Annotated in this window: 21 protein-coding genes; 3 read left to right on the top strand and 18 right to left on the bottom strand. The window is 58.7% G+C overall.

Annotated elements, in window-relative coordinates; translation table 11 throughout:
* Position 1: 1 nt before the first annotated feature.
* The gene (glcE, locus tag SCT_RS02935) at positions 2–1066 is read right to left on the bottom strand and encodes a glycolate oxidase subunit GlcE (RefSeq protein WP_059418836.1); all 1065 of its coding nucleotides are present in this window, start codon (positions 1064–1066) and stop codon (positions 2–4) included.
* The gene (locus SCT_RS02930; protein ID WP_059418834.1) at positions 1066–2556 is read right to left on the bottom strand and encodes an FAD-linked oxidase C-terminal domain-containing protein; all 1491 of its coding nucleotides are present in this window, start codon (positions 2554–2556) and stop codon (positions 1066–1068) included. Before SCT_RS02930 ends, glcE begins: the two co-directional genes overlap by 1 nt.
* A 75-nt stretch (positions 2557–2631) precedes the next feature.
* Here SCT_RS02930 and SCT_RS17275 point away from each other — a divergent pair, with 75 nt between their 5' ends.
* Both SCT_RS17275 and nadC read left to right on the top strand, forming a co-directional pair.
* Positions 2632–2775: a hypothetical protein gene (locus SCT_RS17275; RefSeq protein WP_159107874.1), complete on the top strand. Its 144-nt coding sequence runs from the start codon at positions 2632–2634 to the stop codon at positions 2773–2775.
* Between the two features lie 115 nt (positions 2776–2890).
* A complete protein-coding gene (gene nadC, locus SCT_RS02920; RefSeq protein WP_059418831.1) occupies positions 2891–3727 on the top strand; it encodes a carboxylating nicotinate-nucleotide diphosphorylase in 837 nt (278 codons plus the stop codon).
* A 9-nt stretch (positions 3728–3736) separates the two neighbouring features.
* Here nadC and SCT_RS02915 read toward each other — a convergent pair whose 3' ends face one another.
* The 8 genes from SCT_RS02915 to SCT_RS02880 form a co-directional block, all read right to left on the bottom strand.
* Complete coding sequence (locus SCT_RS02915; protein ID WP_059418829.1) at positions 3737–4453, bottom strand: ABC transporter ATP-binding protein; 717 nt, start codon at positions 4451–4453, stop codon at positions 3737–3739.
* Between the two features lie 19 nt (positions 4454–4472).
* Positions 4473–6428, bottom strand: coding sequence for an ATP-binding cassette domain-containing protein (locus SCT_RS02910; RefSeq protein WP_059418827.1), 1956 nt, complete (start codon positions 6426–6428; stop codon positions 4473–4475).
* 128 nt (positions 6429–6556) lie between these two features.
* Positions 6557–7435: a branched-chain amino acid ABC transporter permease gene (locus SCT_RS02905; RefSeq protein WP_059418823.1), complete on the bottom strand. Its 879-nt coding sequence runs from the start codon at positions 7433–7435 to the stop codon at positions 6557–6559.
* Between the two features lie 50 nt (positions 7436–7485).
* Positions 7486–8724, bottom strand: a complete 1239-nt coding sequence (locus tag SCT_RS02900) for an ABC transporter substrate-binding protein (protein ID WP_059418818.1) — start codon at positions 8722–8724, stop codon at positions 7486–7488.
* Positions 8725–8908: 184 nt separating this feature from the next.
* Positions 8909–9814, bottom strand: a complete 906-nt coding sequence (locus SCT_RS02895) for an AEC family transporter (RefSeq protein WP_059418813.1) — start codon at positions 9812–9814, stop codon at positions 8909–8911.
* Positions 9815–9838: 24 nt separating this feature from the next.
* Positions 9839–11242, bottom strand: a complete 1404-nt coding sequence (gene thrC, locus SCT_RS02890) for a threonine synthase (protein ID WP_059418810.1) — start codon at positions 11240–11242, stop codon at positions 9839–9841.
* Positions 11239–12552 (bottom strand): homoserine dehydrogenase, encoded by a 1314-nt coding sequence (locus tag SCT_RS02885; protein WP_059418807.1) that lies wholly within the window; start codon positions 12550–12552, stop codon positions 11239–11241. Before SCT_RS02885 ends, thrC begins: the two co-directional genes overlap by 4 nt.
* Positions 12553–12586: 34 nt before the next feature.
* Positions 12587–13813, bottom strand: a complete 1227-nt coding sequence (locus SCT_RS02880; protein ID WP_059418805.1) for a pyridoxal phosphate-dependent aminotransferase — start codon at positions 13811–13813, stop codon at positions 12587–12589.
* 105 nt (positions 13814–13918) lie between these two features.
* Between SCT_RS02880 and SCT_RS02875 the strand changes: the two genes are divergently transcribed.
* Positions 13919–14290, top strand: coding sequence for an Mth938-like domain-containing protein (locus tag SCT_RS02875; protein WP_059418802.1), 372 nt, complete (start codon positions 13919–13921; stop codon positions 14288–14290).
* A 16-nt stretch (positions 14291–14306) separates the two neighbouring features.
* On the opposite strand, the gene SCT_RS02870 is transcribed toward SCT_RS02875, so the two are convergent.
* The 8 genes from SCT_RS02870 to SCT_RS02835 all read right to left on the bottom strand — a co-directional run bounded on the left by SCT_RS02870 (position 14307) and on the right by SCT_RS02835 (position 25431).
* The gene (locus tag SCT_RS02870) at positions 14307–17141 is read right to left on the bottom strand and encodes an EAL domain-containing protein (RefSeq protein ID WP_237759572.1); all 2835 of its coding nucleotides are present in this window, start codon (positions 17139–17141) and stop codon (positions 14307–14309) included.
* Between the two features lie 195 nt (positions 17142–17336).
* Positions 17337–17996, bottom strand: a complete 660-nt coding sequence (gene yrfG, locus SCT_RS02865) for a GMP/IMP nucleotidase (RefSeq protein ID WP_059418798.1) — start codon at positions 17994–17996, stop codon at positions 17337–17339.
* 19 nt (positions 17997–18015) lie between these two features.
* On the bottom strand, positions 18016–20247 hold the full coding sequence (locus tag SCT_RS02860; RefSeq protein WP_059418796.1) for an ATPase, T2SS/T4P/T4SS family: 2232 nt from the start codon (positions 20245–20247) through the stop codon (positions 18016–18018).
* Positions 20248–20250: 3 nt separating this feature from the next.
* Positions 20251–21450 (bottom strand): sensor histidine kinase, encoded by a 1200-nt coding sequence (locus SCT_RS17855; protein WP_059418794.1) that lies wholly within the window; start codon positions 21448–21450, stop codon positions 20251–20253.
* A gap of 1 nt (position 21451) precedes the next feature.
* Positions 21452–22105, bottom strand: a complete 654-nt coding sequence (locus tag SCT_RS02850; RefSeq protein ID WP_059418792.1) for an ATP/GTP-binding protein — start codon at positions 22103–22105, stop codon at positions 21452–21454.
* Positions 22084–22689 carry a response regulator gene (locus SCT_RS02845; RefSeq protein WP_059418790.1) on the bottom strand — a complete coding sequence of 202 codons (606 nt, stop codon included), beginning with the start codon at positions 22687–22689 and terminating at the stop codon, positions 22084–22086. Before SCT_RS02845 ends, SCT_RS02850 begins: the two co-directional genes overlap by 22 nt.
* A 1-nt stretch (position 22690) precedes the next feature.
* Positions 22691–24022 (bottom strand): HD domain-containing phosphohydrolase, encoded by a 1332-nt coding sequence (locus SCT_RS02840; protein ID WP_059418788.1) that lies wholly within the window; start codon positions 24020–24022, stop codon positions 22691–22693.
* Positions 24022–25431, bottom strand: coding sequence for an ATP-binding protein (locus SCT_RS02835; RefSeq protein ID WP_059418786.1), 1410 nt, complete (start codon positions 25429–25431; stop codon positions 24022–24024). The genes SCT_RS02840 and SCT_RS02835 overlap by 1 nt, the downstream gene beginning before the upstream one ends.
* Positions 25432–25440: the final 9 nt, after the last annotated feature.

The raw sequence follows: 25440 nt of genomic DNA, 5'->3' as shown, positions 1-25440 counted from the left end.
CTTATAGCCCTGAATACATGCGCCCGGGATTAAAAATCCGGTGCGGGTCAAAGCTGTTTTTCAGGCGTTGATGGATGGTGAGCAGCGCGGCAGACAGGGGTTGAAACACTTCCTCATCCTGCGCAGAAGCCCGAAACTGGCTGACATGCCCGCCAGCAGCAGCAACGCTATCACGAATAACGGCGACAGGCTCATCGCTCACTAGCCAGCGCTGCGCACCACCCCAATCCAGCAGCCAGCTTCCTGCTATCGGCAGAGACGGTGTGGCAGGTTTCACCAGCACGCGATACAGCGGCTTACTGCTCTTGAAAAATGACAGTTGGTGTTCGCGCAGCGCCAGCCAGAAAGGTGCGGATTTTTCAAGGGCCTCTCCCCCCAACTGTTTCTGTGCGTGCCTGACGGCCTGCTCGCTTCCAGCCAGACGGATAGTGCAATGCCCAGAGTGATAACAGGCTGCATCCACCGGCACAGGTTGCGACAACAGATGACTCATCTGGTTGATCGCCTCGGTCTGTGGGCATTCATGGATTACGGTGAGGCTGGAGGCGGGACGAGGCAAGACTTTCAAGCTGATTTCCAGCAGCACGCCAAGAGTGCCATATGCTCCGACCATCAGTCGCGAGACATCGTATCCCGCCACATTTTTCATGACCTGTCCGCCGAAGCTCAGCAACTCGCCCTTGCCATTGATCAGCTTGCATCCCAATACCGCATCGCGTGCGGCCCCGGCATAAGGACGGCGCGGGCCGGACAGTCCGCAAGCGATGGTGCCGCCCAGAGTGGCGTATTCACCAAAATGCGGCGGCTCGAAGGTCAGCATCTGGCTTGCCTCGGCCAATGCGCTTTCAATCTCTGCCAGAGGCGTGCCTGCACGGGCTGTCAGCACCAGCTCGCGCGGGTCATATTCGATCATGCCGCGATGTTCTGACAGTGACAGCACTTCGCCGTCTGCTACGCGCCCCAGAAAGTGCTTGCTGTTGCTGCCGCGGATATTCAGTGCCGTACCTGCATTGATGGCGTTGTGTACTTGTTGCTGCAGTGCTGCGCTTCTATCCATGTCAGCCATCAGAAGCGATCCAGTTCAGGGTGAGGAAGCTGGCCATGATGCACATGCATGGCGCCCAATTCAGCACAGCGGTGCAGGGTGGGCACTGCCTTGCCGGGGTTGAGCAAGCCAGAAGGATCAAAGGCAGCCTTGACTTCGTGGAACTGGCTGAGCTCGCCACTCTGGAACTGGATACACATCTGGTCTATCTTTTCCATCCCAACGCCATGTTCACCGGTGATAGTGCCACCTACCTCTACACATAATTGCAGGATGCGTCGACCAAATTCCTCAGTGCGCGCCAGTTCACCCGGCTTGTTGGCATCGAACAGAATCAGTGGATGCAGGTTGCCGTCACCGGCATGAAAGACATTGGCCACCGGCAGGCCATATTCCACCGACCACTGACTGATCTGTCGCAATACCCGTGGCAGATGGTGGCGCGGGATGGTGCCATCCATGCAGTAGTAATCCGGTGAAATGCGGCCCACTGCCGGAAAGGCCGATTTGCGTCCCTTCCAGAAAAGTTGCCGTTCGGCTTCATCCACCGCAGTGCGCACTTCGGTGGCGCCACTCTGTGTCAGCACTTTGCGCACGGCCATAATGTATTCGGATACTTCTGCATTCGTCCCATCCAATTCGCACAGCAGTATTGCTTCGGCATCGCGCGGGTAGCCCGCATGGGCAAAATCTTCAGCGGCCTGGATGGCGAGCTTGTCCATCATCTCCAGGCCCGCAGGAATAATGCCGGCAGCAATGATGGCACCGACCGCCTCACCGGCCTTCACCACATCATCAAAAGCGGCGAGCACGACCTGCGCACGCTCCGGCCTGGCCAATAGCTTTACTGTCACCTCGACGATAATGCCCAGCATGCCTTCTGAACCGGTCATCAGGGCAAGCAAATCATAGCCCGGTGCATCCAGTGTTTCAGCGCCGATGGTGAGCAGTTCCCCCTCCATGGTGACAACCTTCAGCATCAGGATGTTGTGTACGGTAAGGCCATATTTGAGGCAATGCACGCCACCGGAATTTTCTGCAACATTGCCGCCTATGGTGCAGGCAATTTGTGAGGAAGGATCAGGAGCGTAATACATGCCATGCACGGCGGCCGCTTCAGAAATGGCCAGATTGCGCACGCCCGGCTGCACCGTTGCCTGCGCATTCTGCGGATCGATATTCAAAATGCTCTTGAACTTGGCCAGACTCAGCAACACGCCATCACTCGATGGCAACGCCCCCCCGGACAGGCCGGTACCTGCGCCACGCGCCACTACCGGCACCTGCAATTTATGACACAAACGCATTACGGCTTGCACCTGCGCGATTGTTTCCGGCAAAACCACGACCAGCGGCAGACGACGGTATACCGATAGCCCATCGCATTCGAACGGGCGCAAATCCTCAGGGTCGGTCAATACCAATGAAGCGGGTAGCAAAGAAAGAAGTCCCTTTAGCAGGGCTTCTTGAGCGTGTGCATGCAGATTAATGGCGGTTTTCACTGCTGTCATGCCAATAAATTGAGTAATTTAGTCAGAATATGAATTTCAGCAGAGTTTGAATAGAATAACAACCTTGATGCAGCCATGGAAATCAATGCGCTGACGCACTTCGGATTTGAAGCAGACCAGAAAAAACCCTCCTCGCTTGTCCAGCAGGTCTCGAAAATGACCGATAATGGAACCATTGCGCAGAACGACATGTTTCTTCTGCACAATATCTCGCACTAGCCAGAGCACTAAAGTAACGACAATGAAACCGAAAAAAGTGCTGGTGCCGAATGTGATGATGCTCAGAATAATCAGGGTGAACCGGGATGAATAGTTTGGCAATAAGGCTAGAAGTATGGACTTGACAGCACACATCGAAAGCAACGTTGAAGCCGCATTAGCCGAGGATATCGGCAGTGGCGATCTGACCGCGCATCTGATCCCGATGGGGCAAGAGGCACGCGCCACTATTATCAGCCGCGAAGCGGCAGTACTTTGCGGCTCGGCCTGGTTCGAGGCCTGCTTCCGCAGGCTGGATGCACGGGTGGAAATCAAATGGTTTGTCCGCGACGGCGACGTTGTGGCCGCCGGGCAAACACTGGCCGAAATCAGCGGCAACGCGCGCACCATGCTCAGCGCCGAGCGACCGGCGCTGAATTTCCTGCAAACCCTGTCCGCCACCGCTACCGCCACGCGTCAGTTTGTCGAGTTGGTCAGGGATACTCACGCCAAAATCATGGACACCCGCAAGACTCTGCCCGGCCTGCGTGTTGCGCAGAAATACGCGGTCAAGTGCGGCGGAGGGGAAAACCAGCGGGTGGGGCTTTACGACGGCATCCTGATCAAGGAAAACCACATCATGGCGGCGGGCGGTATTCGCGAGGTACTGACACAGGCTGTGAACATCGCCGCAGCGGGGGTATCGATACAGATCGAAGTGGAAAGTCTGGACGAACTGGAGCAGGCGCTGGCCGCAGGTGCAAAACTGATTCTGCTCGACAACTTCGACCTGGAAAGCCTGCGCGCAGCGGTAATGCTGGCCGGTGCCAGGGCCGAACTGGAGGCTTCCGGCGGCATCACCCTGGAAACTGTGCGCGCCGTGGCCGGGACGGGCGTGCACCGCATCTCGGTCGGCAGCCTGACCAAGGACATCAAGGCAGTGGATTTATCGATGCGCTTCGGAAGCCGCTAGAATCAGAAACTACCCCAGATAGGCGGCGAGCACCCGCTCGTTTTTGTGCAACTCCGCAGGACTGCCTTCTACGGCGATACAGCCACGCTCCATCACATAAGCGTAGTCCGCCACTTCCAATGCGCTTTTGGCGAACTGCTCCACCAGCAGCAAGGTGATTCCGGATTCTTTCAGACGCCGGATGGTCTTGAAGACTTCCTGCACGATGACGGGTGCAAGACCCATGGACGGTTCATCCAGCAACATGACCTTGGGCTTGGCCATGAGTGCGCGACCGATGGCCAACATCTGCTGTTCGCCACCTGACAAGGTCCCGGCAGCCTGCTGGCGCCGTTCCCGCAGGATGGGAAAAAGATCGTATATCCGCTCCAGGTCATCCACGGCCTTGCTGCGGAAGCCAAAAAACAGAGGCAGGCGGCTGTAGGCGCCGAGAAGCAGGTTGTCCTCCACCGACAAAGGGCCGAAAACCTTGCGCCCCTCCGGAGAGTGGGCTAGACCCAGCCTGGCGATACGCGAGGCATCCAGACCCTGCACCGGCTTGCCATCAAGAATGACACGGCCTTTAGTCGGCTTCAGCATTCCCGAAATGGCACGCATGGTGGTGGTTTTTCCGGCACCGTTGGCTCCGATCAAAGCTACGACCGTGCCCTGTTTCACTTCCAGCGAAGTTCCTACCAGCACTTCGCTGGTGCCATATCCCGCATGCAGATTTTCGACGACTAGCATCTGTGCTTCTTTCTGTTCGTTAAGCCGGCGACGGTATGGCGCCAGGCGCTTCCGCCTCGCTGACAACCCCCAGGTAGGCCTCGATGACCTTGGGATCGCGTTTCACTTCATCCGGGGTGCCTTCGGCAATCACCCGGCCGCCATCCAGGACGGTCACCGCATCGCATAACTCGCTCACCACATCCATGTGATGCTCGATCAAAACGATCGTGATGCCGCACTGGCGGATGCGCTTGATGATCTCCACCAAATTGTTCACATCCGGATGGGCAAGACCGGCAGCGGGTTCGTCCAGAATCAGGAGATCGGGTTTGCGCGCCAGCGCACGGGCAATTTCCAGGAAACGCTGTGCGCCATAGGTGAGGTCTTTTGCCCGTGTGCGGGCCTGGTCTTTGAGGTCGACCAGTTCCAGCAGCGCCAGGGACTCGGCCTGGGCGCGTTTTTCCTCACCCCTGGCAAACCCCAGCAGCACGAGAGGCAGCGGACTGCGATAAACCCCTTTCAGCGCGACCATGACGTTATCCAGCGCGGTCAGTTCGCCGAACAGTTGCAGGTTCTGGAAGGTACGCGAAACGCCGACCCGTGCTACCTTGAACAGGCTCCCTTGCGGCAGCGCCCTGCCATGCAGCAGGACCTCGCCCGCAGTCGGGGCATAAAGCCCTGAAATGACGTTCACGGCGGTACTCTTGCCGGAACCGTTAGGGCCGATCAAGCCGTGGACTTGGCCGGCACGCACCGTCATGGACACGCCGTCGACAGCTTTAACGCCGCCGAAGTAGCGCTTCAAATCCCGCAATTCGAGCAGCGCTTCGCCATTGGCCGCCTTGGCCGCCAGCACGGTATTCAGCTCAGCCGGCGCGGGGAGCGCAGGCGGATCGATGCGGAACAACTGAGCCAGAAAGCGGGAGGCGAATCCCATCAAGCCCTCCGGTAGCCCTACCACCACTGCAAACAGCATCAGGGCAAAGATCGCCTTGCGCCAGTTTTCAGTGTTTTCCACCAGGAAGCCTCCCCCAACAAGCAAACCCATGGCGATGACAGGCGCGATGGCCTGAAACGGTTTGGTGGTCTTTTTCATCAGCCCGCGCACCCCCGCCGCCAGAGCCACCAGCAAGCCAATCGCCGAAATCACTTCGAACATAAGCCAGTTGGACAGCAGATTGGGCAGCAGGGCAATCAGCGAAGCCCCGACAAAAGCGCCCCACAGGCTTTTGCGTCCCCCCAGAACAACGCCGAGGAGCAAAATCACCATAAGGTCATAAACATAGGTTTGCGGTTGCAGATACTCGAAATTGAAGGCATACAGCCCGCCCGCCAAGCCGCCGAGTCCAGATCCCAAGGCGAAGCCCGCCACCTTGTGACGAAAGGTCCCGACCCCCATCGCATCGGTAGCGATCGGGCTGTCGCGCAACGCTTCGAAGGCGCGACCCCATTGCGAGGAGAGCAGGTTACGCATCGCCATCCAGACCAGGGCCAGAAGGATCAGGCACAGCCAATAAAACCCCTGGGCTTTTAGATGTAAACCGAAAAGATCGGGGCGAGTCACGTGCAAGCCCTGTGCTCCGCCGGTGAGCGACTCCCACTCGTTAAGAACGGTTACGCTCAGGGCTGAAAAGCTCAGTGTTGCCAGGGCAAATTGTGGCCCCTCCAGTCGTAACGCCGGAAACGCCAGCAAGCCACCAAGAACCAGCCCCACCAGAAGACTGACGGCAAGCGCACCAAATATCCCGAAACCGAGCAGGGAAACACTCAACCCCGCGGCATAGGCGCCGAGTCCCAGGAACGCGGCTTGTGCCAGGTTGACTTGACCGAGGTAGCCCACGGTCACATCCAGACCGATGAGAAGAATGCCATAAATCGCCAGCAGGGTCAGCAACCCCAGGACATAGGAGTTGTCCACTGCCAGGGGTATGGAGGCAAGCAGGGCGAGAGCAACGAGCTCTGTTCCGCGAATGAATAACAGGCGTTTCCACATGGTCGGTCAGTTTTACGATTAGTTGATTGCGTCAGTGAAGCATGCCGCTGAAAATTATTGTTCCCGTTACCTTGTCTGTTTCTGCTCAAGAGTGCCGGTCGCTACGGCGAACGGCACCCCAACTCAGTTCAGACTTTCCGGATGCTGGCCTTGCCAAAGACCCCATTCGGGCGCACGGCCAAGGCAAGAATGAGCAAAATCAAACCCGGGGCTTCGCGCCAACCGCTACCGATATAGAAGCTCGCCAGACTCTCCAGGGCACCCAGGAACAAACCAATCAGAACCACGCCGAAGCCTGAATCAAGACCAGCGACCACGGCAACCGCAAAAGCCTTCAGGATGAGAGCGGATGCCATGGTAGGACCTACTGTGGTAATCGGCGAAACCAGAATTCCCGCCATCGCCGCCACCATCCCGGACAAACCATAAGAGAGCATGATCGTTCGGGTGGCCGAAACCCCCATCAGTTCAGCCGCATCACGGTCCGCCGAGACAGCTTCAAACGCCTTTCCCAGCAAGGTCTTGCGCTTGAACAGCTCGATCAGCCCCATCACGGCGAGAACGCCTATGGCCACGGAGATTTCAAGCGGAGTAATGCTGACACCGAAAACCTGGAATGAGTCGGATGAAATGGGCGTGGGAAACGGGCGATCGTCCCTCCCCCAGATATTCTCTGCAGCTGAAAAACCGAATAGCCCGATAATGATGGTCAGGAGTATCCATCCCTCGCTTTTCTGCTCAAGCGCAAGGCGCACCCCGGCACGCTCGACGAACAGACCGAGGACCGCGCCGAACAGCAAGCCACCCGGCACCACCAGCCAGTAAGGCAGACCGACATTAATGAGGGTCAGGCTGAAGAAAGCAGAAAACATCACCAGCTCGCCCTGACCGAAATTGATGCTTTTGCTGGTAGCGTATGTCAGTTGAAAACCGTAGGCGATAAGAGCGTAAACAAGGCCCATGAAGGCCCCGCTCACAGCCATCTGGGCGATAATTATTGATTCCATGATGCTTGCTTTGTGTGGGCCGAGGAAGGGGGAAACCCCCTTCCACAGCTTTACTTACCTTTCTTCACTTCCGTTGCACTTTTGATGAGGCGCTGCTTTTCGGCCTCATTGGCGAAAACAACGCGGCCATCCTTGACCATGCCCATCACCACCTGCTCACGACGGAAAGCTTCATGGGTCTGCTCGTTGGCGGGATCCCATTTGGTGAAGGGGTGCACCCAGGTAGCAATCACGCCTTTCACGGGTTCTTTCAAATCCTCAAGCGCTTCCTTGATCTTGTGGGTGTCGTCGCTTTGCGCCTGTTTCACGGCAGCTGCAAAAATATAAACGGCATCATAACCCTGGGCTGCAGACATCGGGGATGCCATGCGGCTGACCCCATAAGCCTTGTGGTAGCCGTCGATAAAACTCTTGGCCTTGGGCGTAATCGGCTCCTCAATGAAGGTCTGCGGCATCAAGGCACCATCGCCGCTCTTGCCTGCGTTGTCGATGAAGTTGGACATAGAGAGGGTCCAGCCACCGATCAGCGGCTCTTTCATGCCCATTTTTGCCATACCGTTAGCAAGGGCGGCCATCTCGGGTCCAATCCCCCAGAGCAGGATCGCCTGTGCACCACCGGCTTTCGCACGCAGCAGCTGTGCAGTCATGTCCTTGTCGCCGATATTGTATTTTTCGGTGGCAACCACTTGCAATTTGTTGCCCTGCTTCTTGATTTGCTCCAGCAGGTCGTCACGGCCGGAAACACCGTAGTTGGTTGCGTCATGCAGAATCGCCACTTTAGTAAATTTACGGTCAATAGCCTCTTCAATCACCATGGCGGACTGGATGCCATCATTCGCGGAAAAACGGAAAATCGACAGATCCTTGACCCCTGCCTTGCTCCACTGGGTCATGGAAGCGGAACCGGCTGCGGGCGTGATGATTTTGGTGATGCCTTTTTCCTGCAAATGCTTGTCGCCCGCGAGCACGACGCCCGTATTTACGGTGCCGATTACACCAGACAAATCGCCCATCGAGGCCAGTTCCTGTCCGATCAGGGCGCCACGTTCGTTCTTGCCCTCATCGTCCCGTTCGACCACCTCGATTTTCATTTTCTTGCCGCCGACACTGATACCGCCCGCCGCGTTGATCTCTGAAATTGCGAGCTTGGCGCCGTCCCTCATCGATGTACCCATTGGCGCCGAACCGCCGCTGAAGGGGCCGGTAATTGCAATCTTGATGGCGTCCGCGGCGAAAGACGGTGCAGCGAACAAGCCCAGCAGCAGCGTAGCAATTAAAGTCTTTTTCATGTGGTTATTCTCCAATATAATCATACAATTAATGGGAGCATACCTCTCCGGACAATCACTCCGGGACGCGCCCCAAGAAGTATACATAATTTATATCTGATATATAAGATTCGAGCAAATGATTTATTGCTCGGAATATGGCACAGCTCCCAAGTAAGTCGGGGATTGTGGCTGGCGCAGTGTTTTACACGGCCCGCAACACCCACCACCAGGCGGTAAGCGTAAAAAAGGACAGGGCTATCCCCACCGCCACCATCAGGCTGACCAGCGGAGGATCGAGATCATGTTCGATCGCCACAATAGCGCCGGTAATCATCGGCCCCATGGCGGCTTCGAACAGCGTTACTTGCGTTACCAGCCCGCGCCCCCCGAGCGCTCCCACCAACAAGAAATACAGCAGCAGCGGTGCGAGAAACAATTTGAACACCAATCCCAGAGCCAAGTTGCGGCCATTGCCCGTCAAGTGCCCCAGCTGCAACTGTAAACCCACCGACACCAATGCGAGCGGCGCCAGGGTGTCGCCCAGACGCTTCAGAACAGCTGAAAACCATAATGGATAATCCACCGGGATCAGCACCACCGCGACTACCAATGCGATGAAAGGCGGAAACAGCGCGATCTTGCGTGCGATGGTTCGGGCGTCCGGCGCACCGGAGGAATACAGGCCGGCAACAATGATCCCGACTGTGGACAGTGCCAGGAAGGAGCCCAACTGGTCGGCAATGATCCCGGTTGCAATGCCCTCGTGCCCGTAAAAGGTTTCGATCATGGGCAAGCCAATAAACGAAGTGTTGCCCAACCCCCCGGTGAGCATCAAGGCACCGACAGTCGCGCGCGGCAACTTGAGCACCCGTCCGGCCATCCAGAAGAACCCGGCACCCATGGCAAACAGCATCCAGGGCATGGCGGCCGCATAGGCCAGTGCAGGCGTGAAACGGATATCGTGGATGTAAAGCAGAACCAGCGCCGGCAGGGAGATGTGGATGATGAAGCTGTTCAGCGCGGAAGGCGCATTGCCAGGCATGCGCCCGCCTTTGCGCAGCGCCATGCCGAAGAGGAAACAGGCGACCAGCAGGATAAGATTATTCATGCCAGTCGGTCATGCAGGAAAGACTTAGCCCGTATGCTGAACAATGAAGCGCTTCACAGCTTCGGCATCCGCCGCCATGACTTCGAAGCGCTGCGGCAGGTTCTCTATCCCCACCATATCTGCCGGGCGCTCAGGTTCGCAGCCCAGCGCTTCGCGTATGGTTTCCTCGAACTTGGCGGGCAAGGCGGTTTCCAGGCACACCATAGGGATACCGGCTTCGCGGTGTTCCAGGCCGACCTTCACACCGTCGGCGGTGTGGGTATCGATCATCATGCCGTACTGTTGATGTATGCGACGTATTGTTTCCAGCCGGTTGGCATGGCTGCTGGAGCCGGATTCGAAGCCGAATTCCCTGACCTTGGCGAAATACGACATTTTGGAAAGATCAAAACTGCCACCCGCGTCCACTTCCTTCCACAGCTCATTAACCACTGCCGGATCGCGTCCGACCAGGTCGTAAACAAAGCGCTCGAAGTTGGATGCCTTGGAGATGTCCATCGACGGGCTGCTGGTGTGGCGGGTCTCCGGCCGGGGACGATAGACGCCGGTGCGGAAGAATTCGTCGAGCACGTCGTTCTCGTTGGTGGCGACGATCAGCTTGCGGATCGGAAGGCCCATCTGGCGGGCGATGTGACCGGCGCAGACGTTGCCGAAGTTGCCGGAAGGCACGGAGAAGGACACTTCCTCGTCGTTGCTTTGGGTCACCGCGAAATAGGCCTTGAAATAGTACACCACCTGGGCCGTAACGCGTGCCCAGTTGATCGAATTGACCGCGCCGATCTTGTATTTGGCCTTGAAGTCGAGGTCATTGGAAACCGCCTTGACGATGTCCTGGCAATCGTCGAATACGCCCTTCACGGCGATGTTGAAAATGTTCGGGTCCTGCAGGGAGAACATCTGCGCGGTCTGGAACGGGCTCATCTTGCCCTCCGGCGAAAGCATGAACACTCTGATTCCTCTTTTTCCGCGCATGGCATATTCCGCCGCGCTGCCGGTATCGCCCGAAGTCGCACCGAGGATGTTGATCTCGGAATTTTCCTTGGCCAGCACGTACTCGAACAGGTTGCCGAGCAACTGCATCGCCACATCCTTGAAGGCCAGCGTCGGGCCGTAAGACAGCCCGAGGATGTGCAGCCCCGGCTCCAGCGTTTTCACCGGAGTGATCTCGTCGCTGCGGAAAATCGCCGCGGTATAGGTCTTGTCGACGATGGCCCTGAGATCGGCAGCGGGAATATCGTCGGCGAAGCGGCGGATTACCTCGAATGCCAGCTCGCGGTAGCTCATGCCACGCATCGCGGCTAACTCTTCCTTGCTGAACCTGGGATAAGCTTCGGAGATGGTCAAGCCGCCATCCGTAGCAAGGCCGCCGAGCAGGATTTCGGTGAAAGTCTTGGGCGGCATGCCGCCGCGGGTGCTGAGATATTTCATGCGCTGAGCTCTTCCAGGCGGATCCGCGTCACCTTGCCGGAAATCGAAGACAACGCCTCGATTTTGGCGATCGCCTGGTTGATGTGCTTCTCCACAGTTTCGTGCGTCAGCAGGATCACGTCCGCCTGCTCCTCGCCTTCAGCTGGCTCTTTCTGGATCATGGCGTCGATCGAGATACCCAGATCGGCCAGGATGCGCGTCACATCGGCCAGCACGCCGGGCTTGTCGAAAACACGCAGGCGCAGATAGTAGGAGGTGCGAACTTCATCGATCGGCAGCACCGGCACATCGGACAAGGCGTCCGGCTGGAAGGCCAGGTGCGGCACACGGTTCTCCGGGTCGGAGGTCAGCATCCGGGTCACATCGACTAGGTCCGCCACCACCGCGCTGGCAGTCGGCTCGGCACCGGCGCCGCGACCGTAATACATGGTCGCACCAACGGCGTCGCCCTTCACCAGCACCGCGTTCATCACGCCTTCCACATTGGCGATCAGGCGCTTGGCCGGAATCAGAGTCGGGTGGACACGCAGTTCGATTCCCTTGTCGGTGCGCTTGGTGATGCCGAGCAGCTTGATCCGGTAGCCCAGCTCCTCGGCGTAGGCAATGTCTTCCTTGGTCAGCTTGGAAATGCCCTCGGTGTAAGCCTTGTCGAACTGCATCGGGATGCCGAAGCCGATCGCCGCCATGATGGTGAGCTTGTGAGCAGCGTCGACGCCCTCGATGTCGAAGGTAGGATCGGCCTCTGCGTAGCCGAGTTCCTGCGCCTGCTTAAGCACGGTATCGAAGGCCAGACCCTTGTCACGCATCTCGGTCAGAATGAAGTTGGTGGTGCCGTTGATAATGCCGGCGATCCATTCGATACGGTTGGCGGTAAGCCCCTCGCGCAGCGCCTTGATGATCGGGATGCCACCCGCCACCGCAGCCTCGAAGGCAACCATCACACCCTTGGCCTGCGCCGCCATGAAGATTTCGTTGCCGTGCAGCGCCAGCAGCGCCTTGTTCGCCGTGACCACGTGCTTGCCGTTAGCGATCGCCTTCAGCACCAGTTCCTTGGCTAACGTGCAACCGCCGATCAGCTCGACGACGATATCGATGTCCGGGTTGTTCACCACCGCCATCGGGTCGGTGGTGATTTCCAGTTCCTGGCCGGCGAGTTTCCGCGCCTTTTCCAGATCTCGCACCGCCGCCATGGTCACCTTGATTTCGCGCCCGGCACGGCGGGTGATTTCTCCGGCGTTGCGCCGCAATACCGTGAGGGTGCCGCCGCCGACGGTGCCCAGGCCTAATAAACCTACGTTGATGGGTTTCATATGTTTTTCAGTTAACAGTTGTCAGTAATTCAGTTCAGGAGCCATGCCGCTTGCGGTAATGATCGAGGAAACGCGCGATACGGCCGATGGCCTCGGTGAGGTCGTCCACGTTGGGCAGGAACACCACCCGGAAATGGTCGGTGTTGGGCCAGTTGAAGCCACTTCCCTGCACCAGCAGGACCTTCTCCTCGAGCAGCAGTTCGAGGATGAATTCCTGGTCATCGGCGATCGGATACATCTTCGGGTCGAGCCGGGGGAAGAGATACATCGCCCCCTGCGGCTTGACGCAGGAAACACCGGGGATGTCGGTCAACATCTGCCAGGCGAGGTCGCGCTGCTTGGCAAGGCGGCCGCCGGGCGCGACCAGGTCATTGATGCTCTGGTAGCCGCCGAGTGCGGTCTGAATGCCATACTGTGCCGGGACGTTGGAGCACAGACGCATCGAGGCGAGCATGGTCAACCCCTCGACATAATCCTGGGCATGACGCTTTTCACCAGACACGATCAGCCAGCCGGCACGGTAACCGGCGGCGCGGTAGTTCTTCGACAGCCCGTTGAAGGTGATGAACAGCACATCGTCCGCCAGCGAGGCAATCGAGGTGTGTGTCGCGCCATCGTACAAGACCTTGTCGTAGATCTCGTCGGAGTAGATGATCAGCTGGTGCTGGCGGGCGATCTCGACGATCTCCTGCAGCAGTTCCACCGGATACAGAGCCCCAGTTGGATTATTGGGGTTAATCAGAACAATCGCGCGGGTATTCGGGCCGATCTTGCCGCGGATGTCGTCCAGGTCGGGCAGCCAGCCAGCCTGCTCGTCACAGATATAATGGCGCGGCACACCGCCCGCCAGGGTCACTGCTGCGGTCCACAGCGGGTAGTCGGGAGTCGGCAGCAGCACTTCATCTTCGGTATTCAGCAGCGCCTGCATCGCCATCACGATCAGCTCGGACACGCCATTGCCGATGTAGATATCCTCCATCTGCACATCGCGAATCTTTTTTTCCTGGGTGTAATGCATGATCGCCTTGCGCGCGGCGAACAGCCCCTTGGAATCGGAATAGCCGGAAGCATTGGGCAGGTTGTGAATCACGTCCTGGAGAATTTCCTCCGGTGCTTCAAAGCCAAACGGTGCCGGATTGCCGATATTGAGTTTGATGATGCGGTGACCGTCCTCCTCCATCTGCCGGGCGCGCACCATCCCCGGGCCACGGATGTCGTAGCAGACGTTAGCGAGCTTGCTGGATTTGAGTACGGGTTGCATGGCTTCGAGCCCCTTTTTGCGCTGGCGACTGTGTCACCCCACAGAATGCGCTAAAAAGGTATAATCTTACCCGACCGTCCCTTGTCCCGCAAATGGAGGCCCACCTTGAAATTCCACCTGGCCGACGATGCCGGCTTAAATCTTTTCACTGGCTACGACATCGATTATGTCGCGGTCAACCATCAACACTATCAAGCCAGCCTGATCGTGCTGCCGGATCGGATCGTCGAAACATGGCCGCCGCAAAGCTTCGCAGCTCTGGAGGCCGCCCATTTTGAGGCCATCCTGGAATTCATGCCGGAGATCTTACTGCTCGGTACCGGCAGCACCCTGCTCTTTCCTCACCCCCGCCTGACGGAAGTACTGCTCCGGGCGTATATCGGCGTGGAAGTGATGGACACCCCGGCTGCCTGCCGCACCTACAACATACTCGCTTCCGAAGGCAGAAAGGTGGCAGCGGCGTTGCTGCTGAGTTAGAGGCCGGATCAGGCTCCTAGCCTCTGGCCTCTAAATTTACCATGGCATTCTGCAGCTCCAACAGTTTATCCAGCACCTGATCCTTCAATTCCAGCAGCTTCGGACATAGCGCCTCTGCAGCGCGATCATCACTGCCATCGCGCAGGCGAATAATTTCCGAACCGACTTCATGCACTTGGGCGTGGATCGGCTCCAGCTCGGCAAAAACAGGCAGATGGCCGTAGCGTTCTTGGCCTTTGCCGTAAAACCAGGAACCAAAACGGCAGTGGTGCTGATCCTTCAATTCTTCCTCAGTCAGCGCCATTGCGTTAGCGCTGACTGCCCTCGTGACCTGTTTGACCCACTTCAGATGATCCTGCTGTGCGACCAGCAGCGGAAAATCAGCCAGATCCCAGCGCATGTCCGCCCAGCGCAGCCAAGCCGGATCGGGCCTGAACTGCGCGCGCCATGCCGGCACGTCGGCTGCGGGCATGGGACGGGCGATGCCATAGCCCTGCGCCGCATCGCAGCCCAGACGCATCAGCATCACGCCATGCTCCGTGGTTTCGACCCCCTCGGCGATCACGCCCAGCTTGAAAATACTCGCCAGACTCACCACGCCCTCGATGAGAGCCAGATCGTCCGGGTCTTCCAGCATGTCGCGCACGAATGACTGGTCGATTTTCAGGGTGTTGGCGGGCAGGCGTTTCAGGTATGCCAGCGACGAATAGCCAGTGCCGAAGTCGTCCAGCGCGAACCTGACACCCAGCTTCTGGCAGGCTGCCATGATTGCCCGAACCGACTGTATATCCTCAAGCGCGGCGCTTTCCAGGATTTCCAGTTCCAGCGAACCAGGCGAAACCGTAGGATATAGCTCAAACAGGGCACGCAACTGGTGGGGCAGATCCGCGGTCTGAAAATGACGCGCCGCGAGGTTGACGCTCACCGTGGTGAGCACCCCTGCTTTCTCCCATTCCGCAAGCTGGCGCAAGGCTTCCTGCAAGACCCATAAGCCGATTTCCACAATCAGATCGGTGTGTTCAACCTGCGGCAGAAACTCCAGAGGCCCAACCAACCCGCGCTCAGGATGCTGCCAGCGCAGCAGCGCCTCGAAACCGGTGACCTGGCCGGAACGCATGTTCACTTTGGGTTGATAATAAAGCCGCATTTCCCCCTGTCGAAGCGCCTGGGCAACACGCTCCCTCTCCCGGTGGCGAGAACGCGTCTGCTGGTCGAGCGTCACATCGAACAGGGAATAGCGGTTGCGACCCGCCTGCTTGGCCTGATACATGGCCTGATCGGCGTGGCGCAGCAAGCTTTCCGGGTCAGCTTCATTGAACGGATATACCGTCACGCCGATGCTGGCCGAGATCTGCACCTGCCGGCTGTCAATCTGATAGGGCCTGGCAACATCGCTCAGGATCCGGTCCAGCGCCGCCTCCATTTCATCCATATCGGCAATATCGGTGAGCAGCAGCACGAACTCGTCCCCCCCCAGCCGGGCTACCGTATCCCCGCCGCGCACGTCATGCAGGAAGCGTTGCGCCACCTCTTTCAACAACTGGTCGCCCAGTTCATGTCCATAGAGGTCGTTAACTTCCTTGAACCCGTCAAGATCGATGAGGCCCACCACCAACAATTTGTCTCCCCGACGCGAGTTGGAAATCGCCTGCTCGATCCGATCGGCCAGCAAAGTGCGGTTGGGCAATCCGGTCAGCGGATCGTGCCCCGCCTGCCAGGTGATTTGCTGCATCAGCCGGCGTTTGTCGCTGACGTCGTGGAAGGCCAGAACGCAACCCATCACGCTGCCGTCCGGATTGCGAATCGGCGCGAAGGAAAAATCGATGGCGACTTCCTGACCGGCACGCGTCAACAGCAAGGAATTACCTTCCGGCTTGACCGCCACACCTTCGAGCAACACCTGGCAAGCAACATTCTCCAGAGGCAATCGGGTCGTTTCGCCAATGACGTTGAACACCTCGTGCAGCTCACGCCCCTGCGCTTCAATCACGGCCCAACCAGTCAGCCGCTCCGCTTGCGGATTGAGGTACTCTACCCGCCCCGCCACGTCAGTGGAGATCACCGCATCGTCGATCGAGGACAGGGTAATCTGGGCACGCTCCCTCTCGGCGCGGAGCTTGCTCTCGCTTTGCAGCAACGACTGCAGCAACTGTTCCACTTTCCCCGCCATGCTGTTGAAGGCATGGGCAGCGGATCGGACTTCCATGGCACCCCCGGCTTCCACACGCACGCCATGGTCGCCCCGCTCGAAACGATAGGCGGCGGCCGACAACTGGTTAAGCTTTTTCAGGTTGCTGCGCAGCACCCAGGCAGTTAGCAGCAGAATGGCAAGGATTACCATGGAAACAATTTTGATCTGCGTCATCAGATGGCGCCATACGATGTTGAGGGATGGAACGGGATCAGCACGCAGCCTCAGCGTGCCGTAGTTCGCCCCACCCAGCTCGATGGGAAATAATTCTTCCAGCTCAGGGATGACGGCAATGCGCAGGAACCAGGCAGGCGCTTCAAGCCGCACCGGGACAGGACTTTGGGCAACCAGCGAACCGAGATGCGACTTCCATTCGATGCGACTGATATCTTCACGCTCCCTGACCTGGGTATCGAGCAATTGCCGGATCCTGGCAAAGTCGCCGGTCGTCGCCTGCTCAGCCAGCAATGGCGACAGGGAATGCCAAGTCTCATGCAGTTCCGCCTTGAGGCGGTCGCTCATGGTGGCGCTCTCATCGATGACCAGGAGGTAGCTGCGCGTGCTGGCCGCAGCCAGAATCACCAGCACGACGGAGAACATCAGGCGCGGCAACAGCCCGACCCTTCCCCATAACTCCGCTAGTTTTCCTGATTTGCGCACTAGACCAACCCCCTAACCCGAAGATTTCAGAATCTACCACAGAGATGCAGAAACACAGAAAAAAACCATGCGTTCCAGACGGTTGCCATACACCTCTCCGTAACCCAAGATAGCGATTTAGCTTGTGTACCGGAACTTAAGCGAAGAATTCATTCGCCTCCAAGGGAAGGGAGCTTAGCCGACTGAGTTTGGGGGTTAATCAAGTCGCGGAATGATCTCCAGAAAGGTGTGAATGCCGTCGAATTCCGCCACATCCTTGGCAGGCAGTTGCGTGTCCGGCCGATGCACCGCGAGCAGATGACCGATGCCGTAATCCCGCGCCGAGCGCAATACCGGCAGGCTGTCGTCCACCAGCAGCGTGGCAAGGGGATCGAAACGCTCGACGGACTGGAGCTTGCCCCAGAACTCGGGATGCTCCTTGGGTACGCCGATGTCGTGGGCGCAGATTACCCCGTCGAAATAGCCGTCGAGACGGGTTTTGCGCATTTTCAGGGTCAGGCTCTTATGGTGGGCATTGGTCACCAGCACTGTGCGTCGGTGGTTGCTGTGCAGCGCCGCGAGGAAATCGATGACATGCGGGTGCACGGCGATCAGGTGCTCCACTTCCTCCTTGAGCCGTGCGATGTCCAGCCCCAGTTCGCGCGTCCAGTAATCCACGCAATACCATTCCATTGTTCCGACCACCTTGTGGTAGCGCGGCGCCAATGCATCCTGCGCCGCTGCATGGCTCAGACCGTGCTTCTCGGCGTAGCGCAGCGGCACATGCTCGAGCCAGAAATGGTTGTCGAAATGCAGGTCGAGCAGGGTGCCGTCCATGTCGAGAAAAACGGTGTCTATTTTATTCCAGTTGAGCATTGTTCAGTCCTGAGTGCTGTTACTGCGGCCCGAGCACGCGCAACACCTCTTCCAGCGTGGTCAGCCCGGCATTGACCTTCTCCCGTGCGTCTTCGATCATCGGCGTGGCACCGATCTGCCGGGCCAATTTCGTCATTTCCAGGATGCTGGCGCCACTGGCGATGAGGTCGCGCATTTTTTCATCCGGTTCCAGCACCTCGTAGATTCCAAGCCGCCCGCGATAGCCCGTGCCGTGACATTTGGCGCAACCCTTGCCGCGAAAGGCGGTGATTTTTGCCGCTTCAAACAGGGGACCGAGGCGTGCCAGCAATTCCGGCGCGGGGATGTCCGGCTCGCGACAGTCGTTGCAGATGCACCGCACCAGACGCTGGGCGATAATGCCTTCGAGTGCGGTCGCCAGCACATAAGGCTTGAGGCCGAGATCGAACAGGCGGGCGATGGTCGCCACGGCGGAATTGGTGTGCAGCGTCGAGTAAACCAGATGGCCAGTGAGCGCGGCATGAAGCGCCACCTCGGCAGTCTCCAAATCGCGGATCTCGCCGATCAGGATCACATCCGGATCCTGGCGCAGGATCGAGCGCAGCACGACGGGAAAGGTCAGGCCGATCTTCTCCTTGATCAGCACCTGACCGGCCATGTCGAGGTAATATTCCACCGGGTCTTCGATGGTGACATAGTTCTTGCCGGGGTCGGCCTGGTGCTGCAACAGGCCGTACAGAGTGGTGGTCTTGCCGCTGCCGGTGGGGCCGGTAGTGAGAATGATGCCCTGCGGCTTGTCCACCATGTTGAGCACTTTTTTCAGGTCGGCAGGGGAAAACCCCAGCCCCTCGATGCTCTTCACCGCGGAATTGCGGTCGAGGATGCGCATCACCACTTTCTCGCCGTTGATGGTAGGCAGGGTGGAAATGCGCAGATCGACGATCCGCAGCGGCGTCTTTACCGTGATGCGGCCGTCCTGCGGGCGACGGCGCTCGCTGATGTCGAGCTCGGACATCACCTTCAGGCGCGACACCAGCGAGGTATGGAGCTGGTGCGGGATGTGGATCTTGTCGGCGAGCACGCCGTCGATCCTGAGCCGCACTACCACGCTCTTGGTACGCGGATGGATATGGATATCGGATGCGCCGAGACGGATTGCTTCGAGGATGATCGCATTGACCAGGCGGATGGCGGGCGGCTCCTCGGTGCAGCGCAGCAGTTCTTCGAGCGAGTGCTGGTCTTCCTCCTCCTCGATCACCACTTCGATACCCTCGTAGGGGTCGACGCTGGATACCAGGGTTTCCAGGTCCTCGAAAGAGGGTTGCTCCTCGCTGCCATAAACTTCAGCAATCTTGGCGCGGATGCTGGCAACGTCCGCCATCACCGCCTGAATTTCCAGCCCGGAAACAAAGCGCAGATCATCCACCAGGCCGGAATCCATCGGGTCTGCCACAGCCAGCATCAACTTCCGGCCTTGCTGCTTGAGCGGCACCACCCATTGCCGCTCGCAGAAGCTCTGCGGAATCAGCGCGGCAATCGCCGGATCGACGTGGAATTCGGCGAGAGCAACCTCTTCCACCAGGAAATCCTTGCGCAGGATGTCACGTATGGCTTTTTCCGGAATCCAGTCGCGCTCCAGCAGCAGCTTGATGATCGGTTCCTTGTGCGTCTGCTGCAGACGATGCAGCTCCTGCACCTGCTGGCTATTGAGCAGGCCGCGCTTGTTGAGCATGATCGCGAGCTGGCTGCGATTGGTCACCGCCATCTTCGCCAGAGCACTGATCTCATTGGTTTTTTTTGCGTTTTCCTTCTGCAGCGCGCGGTTTTTCTGGATCAGGTCGAACTGCTCCAGAGCAATCGCTACTGTCACGCGCAGGTCGTCGTCGTTCCACGGCTTGAGGATGAACTTGTAGACCGCGCCCTCGTTGACGGCCCCCATCACAGCGCCAGTGTCGGCATGACCGGTGAGCATGATGCGGATCATGTCGGGCTGGATCGCCTTGGCCTGCTTCAGCACTTGGGCACCGGTCATCCCCGGCATCATGTAGTCGGAAATCATCAGGTGGAAAGCGTCCTTGCGCAGCAGGTCTATGGCCTCCGGGCCATTGTTGGCGAGCACGATCTCATAGCTTTCCTGGCGGAACACGCGCTGTAGCGCCTTGAGCACGTTCGGCTCGTCGTCCACCAACAGGATGCGGTAAACGGCCGGCCTGGCCGGTTCGGGCTCACCGGTTGGCATACCGCCTGTAAAGAGTGGTGCATAATTAGCCATGTTTCATCCGATTGGAAAATTCACCGTAAACGTCGTTCCCGCTCCCACTTTGCTTTCCACATCGATCCGCCCTCCATGTGCCTGCACGATATCGCGGCAGACCGTCAGGCCGAGCCCGGTACCGCTGCCGACTTCGCGGGTAGTGAAAAACGGGTCAAAGATGCGGTCCAGTTGTTCTGCCGGAATACCGCAGCCATTGTCGCTGATGCGGATGCGGATTTCGTTGCCAGCCGCCTCGCTCTGCACCGTGATCCGGCCCTGATCCGCTAGCGCCTGCGCAGCGTTGAGCAGCAGGTTGAGGAACACCTGGTTCAGGTGGCCGGGCAGGCACAGGATCTTAGGCAGCGCCCCCAGTTCCAGCACCAGTTCCACCTTGTCCTTGAGCTGTCCGGCGAGCACATTACTGGCGAAACGCAGGTTGTCGTTGAGATCGACGGTCTCCTCCTCGGCCTGGTCGACGCTGGAGAAACCCTTGAGGTCGGCGACGATCTTCGTCACGCGATCGGCGCCATTGATGCTCTCGCGCAGCAGGGCGGCAAAATCCTCCATCACGAACCCCATGTCCGCCTGCTCCCAAGCCGCCCGACACTGCGCAATATCCCCTGTCTTCATCAGCGCAACCAGGCGCGACAGGTCGCCCACGTACTGCTGCGCCGTGCCCAGGTTGCTGCGGATGAAGCCGATCGGGTTGTTGATTTCGTGCGCCACTCCGGCGGCGAGCTGACCGATGGAGGCCAGCTTTTCCGCCTGGTAGAGCTGGCGCTGCGCGGTTTCGATGGTTTCCACCTGTTGCCTGACGCGCGCCTCCAGCTCCTCCGACAGGGCTTTGTAGCGCGCTTCCGATTCCTTCAGCGAGGCATAATCTTCCTGCACGGTTTCGATGTGCAAATCGGCCGCCATGAGGTAGCGCGCCGACAGTTGCAGCATCAGCTCCATCATGCCGGCAGCGGCCGAAAGACAGGCCTCGTCGGCACTCGCTGATTCAAGATAACCAAGCGGTTCGAGGTCATGCCGGATCGCGACGCAGTGCGGTTGGGCGAACGACTCGGCTCGACCCAGCATGAGCCGGCCGTCAACCGTCACCAGGCGGAACTCGCCGTCGAGCAGCGTCGTGAGTATCGGCGCCATGCGTGCCAGGGGCATGCCGGTGAGCAGTTCGGCGAGATCGAACTCGCGGTCAAAGGTGCGTGGTTCGAGCTCCACTTCAGCCTCCCGTCACTGCAGCGACGAAGGACTGCTGATCGACGCCATGGATTTCCTGCAAGGCAAAAGACTTATCCAGCGCCGGGTATACCTGCTGCAGAAGCCGGACGAAGGTATCCTTTACGCCTTCACCAATCAGTGCCGAGGAAAATACCAGCGGCCACGGCGCCTTTGCCCAGCGCTGGTTGATCTCGTCTTCCGACAGGATTTGCGCCGCAGGCAGGTCGCGCTTGTTAAACTGCACCACCAGGGGCAGGGCGGAAAAATCCAGACCGACGCGCTGCACGTTCTCCTCCAGGTTCTGGAACGCCTCCGCATTGTTGGCCGACTGCGCGCGCTGCGAGTCGGCCACGAACACCACGCCGTCGGCGCGCGACAGCACCGCCTTGCGAGTGGCGTCGTGGGCCACCTGGCCCGGCACGGTAAACAGCTTGAGCTTTACCAGCCAGCCGGACGGCGTCCTGAAGCCGAGGGGCAACAGATCGAAAAACAGGGTGCGGTCGTTCTGCGTCTCCAGGGTCATGATCTCCCCTTTCAGGTCGGGGGCGAGCAGATCGTGCAGCCTCATCAGGTTGGTGGTCTTGCCGCTTTGCGCCGGGCCATAATAGACCAGCTTGAGCGTGATCTTGCGATTTACTTCGTCGAATTCAGCCACTTGTCAGCTTCCTGCGCGGCATCGTCGGAAACTTCGTTCTCGTCGAAAATCACCGAACCGTCTTCCCCCCAGTGCACCTTGGTGATCCCCGGCGACTCTTCTTCCAGTCGGCGCAACGCCATTTCCTGCTTCGAGATCACGCCGATCTGCAGCCGCACCTGGTCGGCAAGCTGCTGATTATCCCGCAGCAGGTCGCGGTGAGCCAGGGCCTGTTCCACTGCCGACTTCAGCTCATAGTCGTGCCAAGGTTTGGAGATGAATCGGAAAATCTGCGCCTCGTTGATCGCCCCCACCAGCGCTCCCAGATCGGCGTAACCGGAAAGGATCAGCCGCTCGGCATCAGGCTGAATTTTCTTAAATGCCTTGAGGAAAGCCACGCCATCCATCTCCGGCATGCGGTAATCCGAAATCACCAGGTCGAATACCACCCCGTCCTCGGCGCGCCGCAAGGCTTGCTGCGGTGAAGTGAAGGTTTCCACCTGAAATTTTGGACTGCCAGTATCCTGCAACGACGGCGAAACAAACAGCCGACGCAGCGCATTGAGAATATTCTGTTCGTCATCCACCAACATGATGCGATGCATATCACTCCTTTCCGGGCCGCACGTAAATTGCCAGCGGCTTGCCTTCGGCTTGTTCAAAACTGCGGATTTGTTCGATCATGGCATCGTCTAGCAAGTAATCCTTCGACAGCAGCAGCAACCCGTCATGCGAAACCAGGTCGCGCGCCAGCACCATCCCCTTGCGCAGGGCAGTGGCGAGTATTTTCACCTCGGGGCCTGCGTAGCCCGAAGAATCGATTCCGCCGAGCATTTCCAGAAAGACATCCGCCACCTTCGGGTCGTAGCGCTTGCCCCGCCCCTCCAGCAGGAACTCGCGCGCCTCGGTTTCCGTCAGCCGCCTGCTCAATACAGATCCGGTCTGCACCGCGTCGTAATCGTTGGCTACCGCCAGAATGCGCGCGCCTCTCGGGATCGCAATGCCGCTCAGGCCATCGGGGTAGCCCATGCCGTCGAAGCGCTCATGGTGACTGCGGATCAGTCTGGCGGCTTCCTTCATGTTTTCCAACGCCATCAGCGCCGCCTGGCCGATGGCCGGATGCTTGATCACCTCCGCACGCTCCTCGGCAGTGAGGGCGGAAAACGGCTTGTGCAGGAGGTGGTCGGGCAGGCCGATCTTGCCGATGTCGTGCAGCAGGCCGGCGAACATCACGTCCTGCACCTCGCTGTCGGACAACCCCAGGCGCTGCGCTAACCGGCGCGCGTAGTCCGCCACCCGGCGCGAATGACCGCCCATCGCGCCTTCGCGCAGTTCCATCAGGTTAGCGAACACTTTCAGCGAAGTGAGGTAGCTTTCCTTCAACTGCTTGTGCGCCACCTCGAGGAAGCCCATGGTCTGGCGCACCTCCTCGGTGCGTTCCCTGACTTTGGCCTCGAGGTTGGCGTTGAGGTCCTTCAGCGCCTCGTTCTGCTTCAGGGTCAAAGCTTCCAGGCGCAGTTTCTCCAGCTCCAGGTTCTTGCGTTCCAGCGCGTGCTTCACCGTCAGCACGATGTCGTTATCGTCCCAAGGCTTGGCGATGTAGCGGTAAATCTCGCCCTTGTTGATGGCGGCGATGGTCGAGGTGACATCGGCATAGCCGGTGAGCAGGATGCGCACCGCATCCGGCCATTTGGCCCGGACCTTTTCGAGAAACTCGGCGCCATTCATCTCAGGCATGCGCATGTCAGAAATCACCAGGTCGATCGGGTTCTGCTCGAACACCTGCAACCCTGCCGCGCCGCTTTCGGCGATGAAGATACGGTAACCCAGCGGCCGGAACAGCCGCTTCAGAGAACTGAGGATGTTTGCCTCGTCATCCACGAACAAAATCGTAGCAGGTTCTGCTGCGGGCAAAGTCTCGATCTCAGTTTCGGTCATTACTGATCTGCTTTCTTCTCCGGTTGCTTAATCGGCAAATAAACGCGGAATATCGTCCCCACCCCCACCTCGCTGGAAACGTTGATGCGGCCGTGGTGTTTCTGGATGATGCTGTAGGAAAGCGACAGGCCGAGCCCGGTACCCTGGCCGACCGGTTTGGTGGTAAAAAACGGGTCGAAAATCCGGTTAAGGTTCTCCGGCGGGATGCCTTTACCGGAATCGGCTATTTCAACCCAGACCCAGTCGTTCTCGTGGCCCGAGCGGATGAAAATAATCCCCTTATCCTCGATGGCATGCGCCGCATTCACCAGGAGGTTCATGAACACCTGGTTGAGTTGGGACGGCAGACATTCCACTTCCGGCAGATCATCGTATACCTTGATCACCTCGGCCTTGTACTTGATCTCGTTCCAGACGATGTTGAGGGTGCTGTCCAGACCCTTGCGGATATCCGTCCACTGCCATTCAGCCTCGTCGACATGGGAAAAATCCTTGAGGTCCTGCACGATTTTTTTCACCCGGCTGATGCCCTCCTGTGACTCACTCATCAGCGCTGTCACGTCTTCCTTGAGATAGGCGATATCCAGCTTCTCCTTGAGCGCGCCGATATTCCGCAGCACCTCGGCATGTTCGGCAAGCAGCGGCTCCGCCTGCTCGTAGGCGGCAAGCATGTCGAACAAGTCGCGCAGGTATTTCTGCAGCGTGCCCAGATTGGAGTTGATGTAACCCACCGGGTTGTTGATCTCGTGCGCTACGCCTGCCGCGAGTTGACCGATCGAGGCCATCTTTTCCGATTGCAGCAGCTGGTTCTGGGCATCTTCCAGCCGTTTGTTGACGCTGCGAACCTCATCGTTCATCTTCGACAGCATAGCGATGCGCCGTTCCTGGTCGCGGTGCAGTCGGGTGTTCTCGATCACCACCGTGATCAAGTTGACAACGACTCCGCCGTTTTCCAGGTCGACATCCGTGTAGGACTCAGCCGCATCTTTGCGATTGATACTAAGCGCGCCAATCACCCGGTCTTCGATCTTCAGCGGCCAGCACATCGCCGAGCGTGGCCGCGACGATTTGTCGCGCACCACCGTAACCTTGAAGCGTGCATCGTTAGAAATATCCCCATTGAGCAACAGCGCCTGGCCGGTTTCTGCAACCAGACCGAGGATGCCGCTGCCAAGCTCGATTTTGCTGCCGATGACATGTTCCGGAATATCAATGCCGGCAACGATGGTGAGCGGCTGGTTGTCTTCCTCGATCAGGGCAAGCGTGCCGCTGTTGGCGCCGAAGCCCTCGACGATATGCTCCAGAATCGCACGCAGCACCTGCTTCGGACGGTCGCGTAGATTGGAGGTCTGGCCCAGGCGATACAGCTGGTAGACCCAGGAAAGCTTGGTAACTTTATCGGACAGCATCGAGATTCC

This window comes from Sulfuricella sp. T08 (assembly GCF_000971475.1).
Taxonomy (GTDB): Bacteria; Pseudomonadota; Gammaproteobacteria; order Burkholderiales; family Sulfuricellaceae; genus Sulfuricella.
The sequence above is the reverse complement of the archived record's forward strand: the minus strand, read 5'-3'. Positions and strand labels throughout refer to the sequence as shown.

Coding starts and splice junctions, on each gene's coding strand:
- glcE (WP_059418836.1), bottom strand. CDS start 1,066: ATGGCTGACATGGATAGAAGCGCAGCACTGCAGCAACAAGTACACAAC.
- SCT_RS02930 (WP_059418834.1), bottom strand. CDS start 2,556: ATGACAGCAGTGAAAACCGCCATTAATCTGCATGCACACGCTCAAGAA.
- SCT_RS17275 (WP_159107874.1), top strand. CDS start 2,632: ATGGAAATCAATGCGCTGACGCACTTCGGATTTGAAGCAGACCAGAAA.
- nadC (WP_059418831.1), top strand. CDS start 2,891: ATGGACTTGACAGCACACATCGAAAGCAACGTTGAAGCCGCATTAGCC.
- SCT_RS02915 (WP_059418829.1), bottom strand. CDS start 4,453: ATGCTAGTCGTCGAAAATCTGCATGCGGGATATGGCACCAGCGAAGTG.
- SCT_RS02910 (WP_059418827.1), bottom strand. CDS start 6,428: ATGTGGAAACGCCTGTTATTCATTCGCGGAACAGAGCTCGTTGCTCTC.
- SCT_RS02905 (WP_059418823.1), bottom strand. CDS start 7,435: ATGGAATCAATAATTATCGCCCAGATGGCTGTGAGCGGGGCCTTCATG.
- SCT_RS02900 (WP_059418818.1), bottom strand. CDS start 8,724: ATGAAAAAGACTTTAATTGCTACGCTGCTGCTGGGCTTGTTCGCTGCA.
- SCT_RS02895 (WP_059418813.1), bottom strand. CDS start 9,814: ATGAATAATCTTATCCTGCTGGTCGCCTGTTTCCTCTTCGGCATGGCG.
- thrC (WP_059418810.1), bottom strand. CDS start 11,242: ATGAAATATCTCAGCACCCGCGGCGGCATGCCGCCCAAGACTTTCACC.
- SCT_RS02885 (WP_059418807.1), bottom strand. CDS start 12,552: ATGAAACCCATCAACGTAGGTTTATTAGGCCTGGGCACCGTCGGCGGC.
- SCT_RS02880 (WP_059418805.1), bottom strand. CDS start 13,813: ATGCAACCCGTACTCAAATCCAGCAAGCTCGCTAACGTCTGCTACGAC.
- yrfG (WP_059418798.1), bottom strand. CDS start 17,996: ATGCTCAACTGGAATAAAATAGACACCGTTTTTCTCGACATGGACGGC.
- SCT_RS02860 (WP_059418796.1), bottom strand. CDS start 20,247: ATGGCTAATTATGCACCACTCTTTACAGGCGGTATGCCAACCGGTGAG.
- SCT_RS02845 (WP_059418790.1), bottom strand. CDS start 22,689: ATGCATCGCATCATGTTGGTGGATGACGAACAGAATATTCTCAATGCG.
- SCT_RS02840 (WP_059418788.1), bottom strand. CDS start 24,022: ATGACCGAAACTGAGATCGAGACTTTGCCCGCAGCAGAACCTGCTACG.
- SCT_RS02835 (WP_059418786.1), bottom strand. CDS start 25,431: ATGCTGTCCGATAAAGTTACCAAGCTTTCCTGGGTCTACCAGCTGTAT.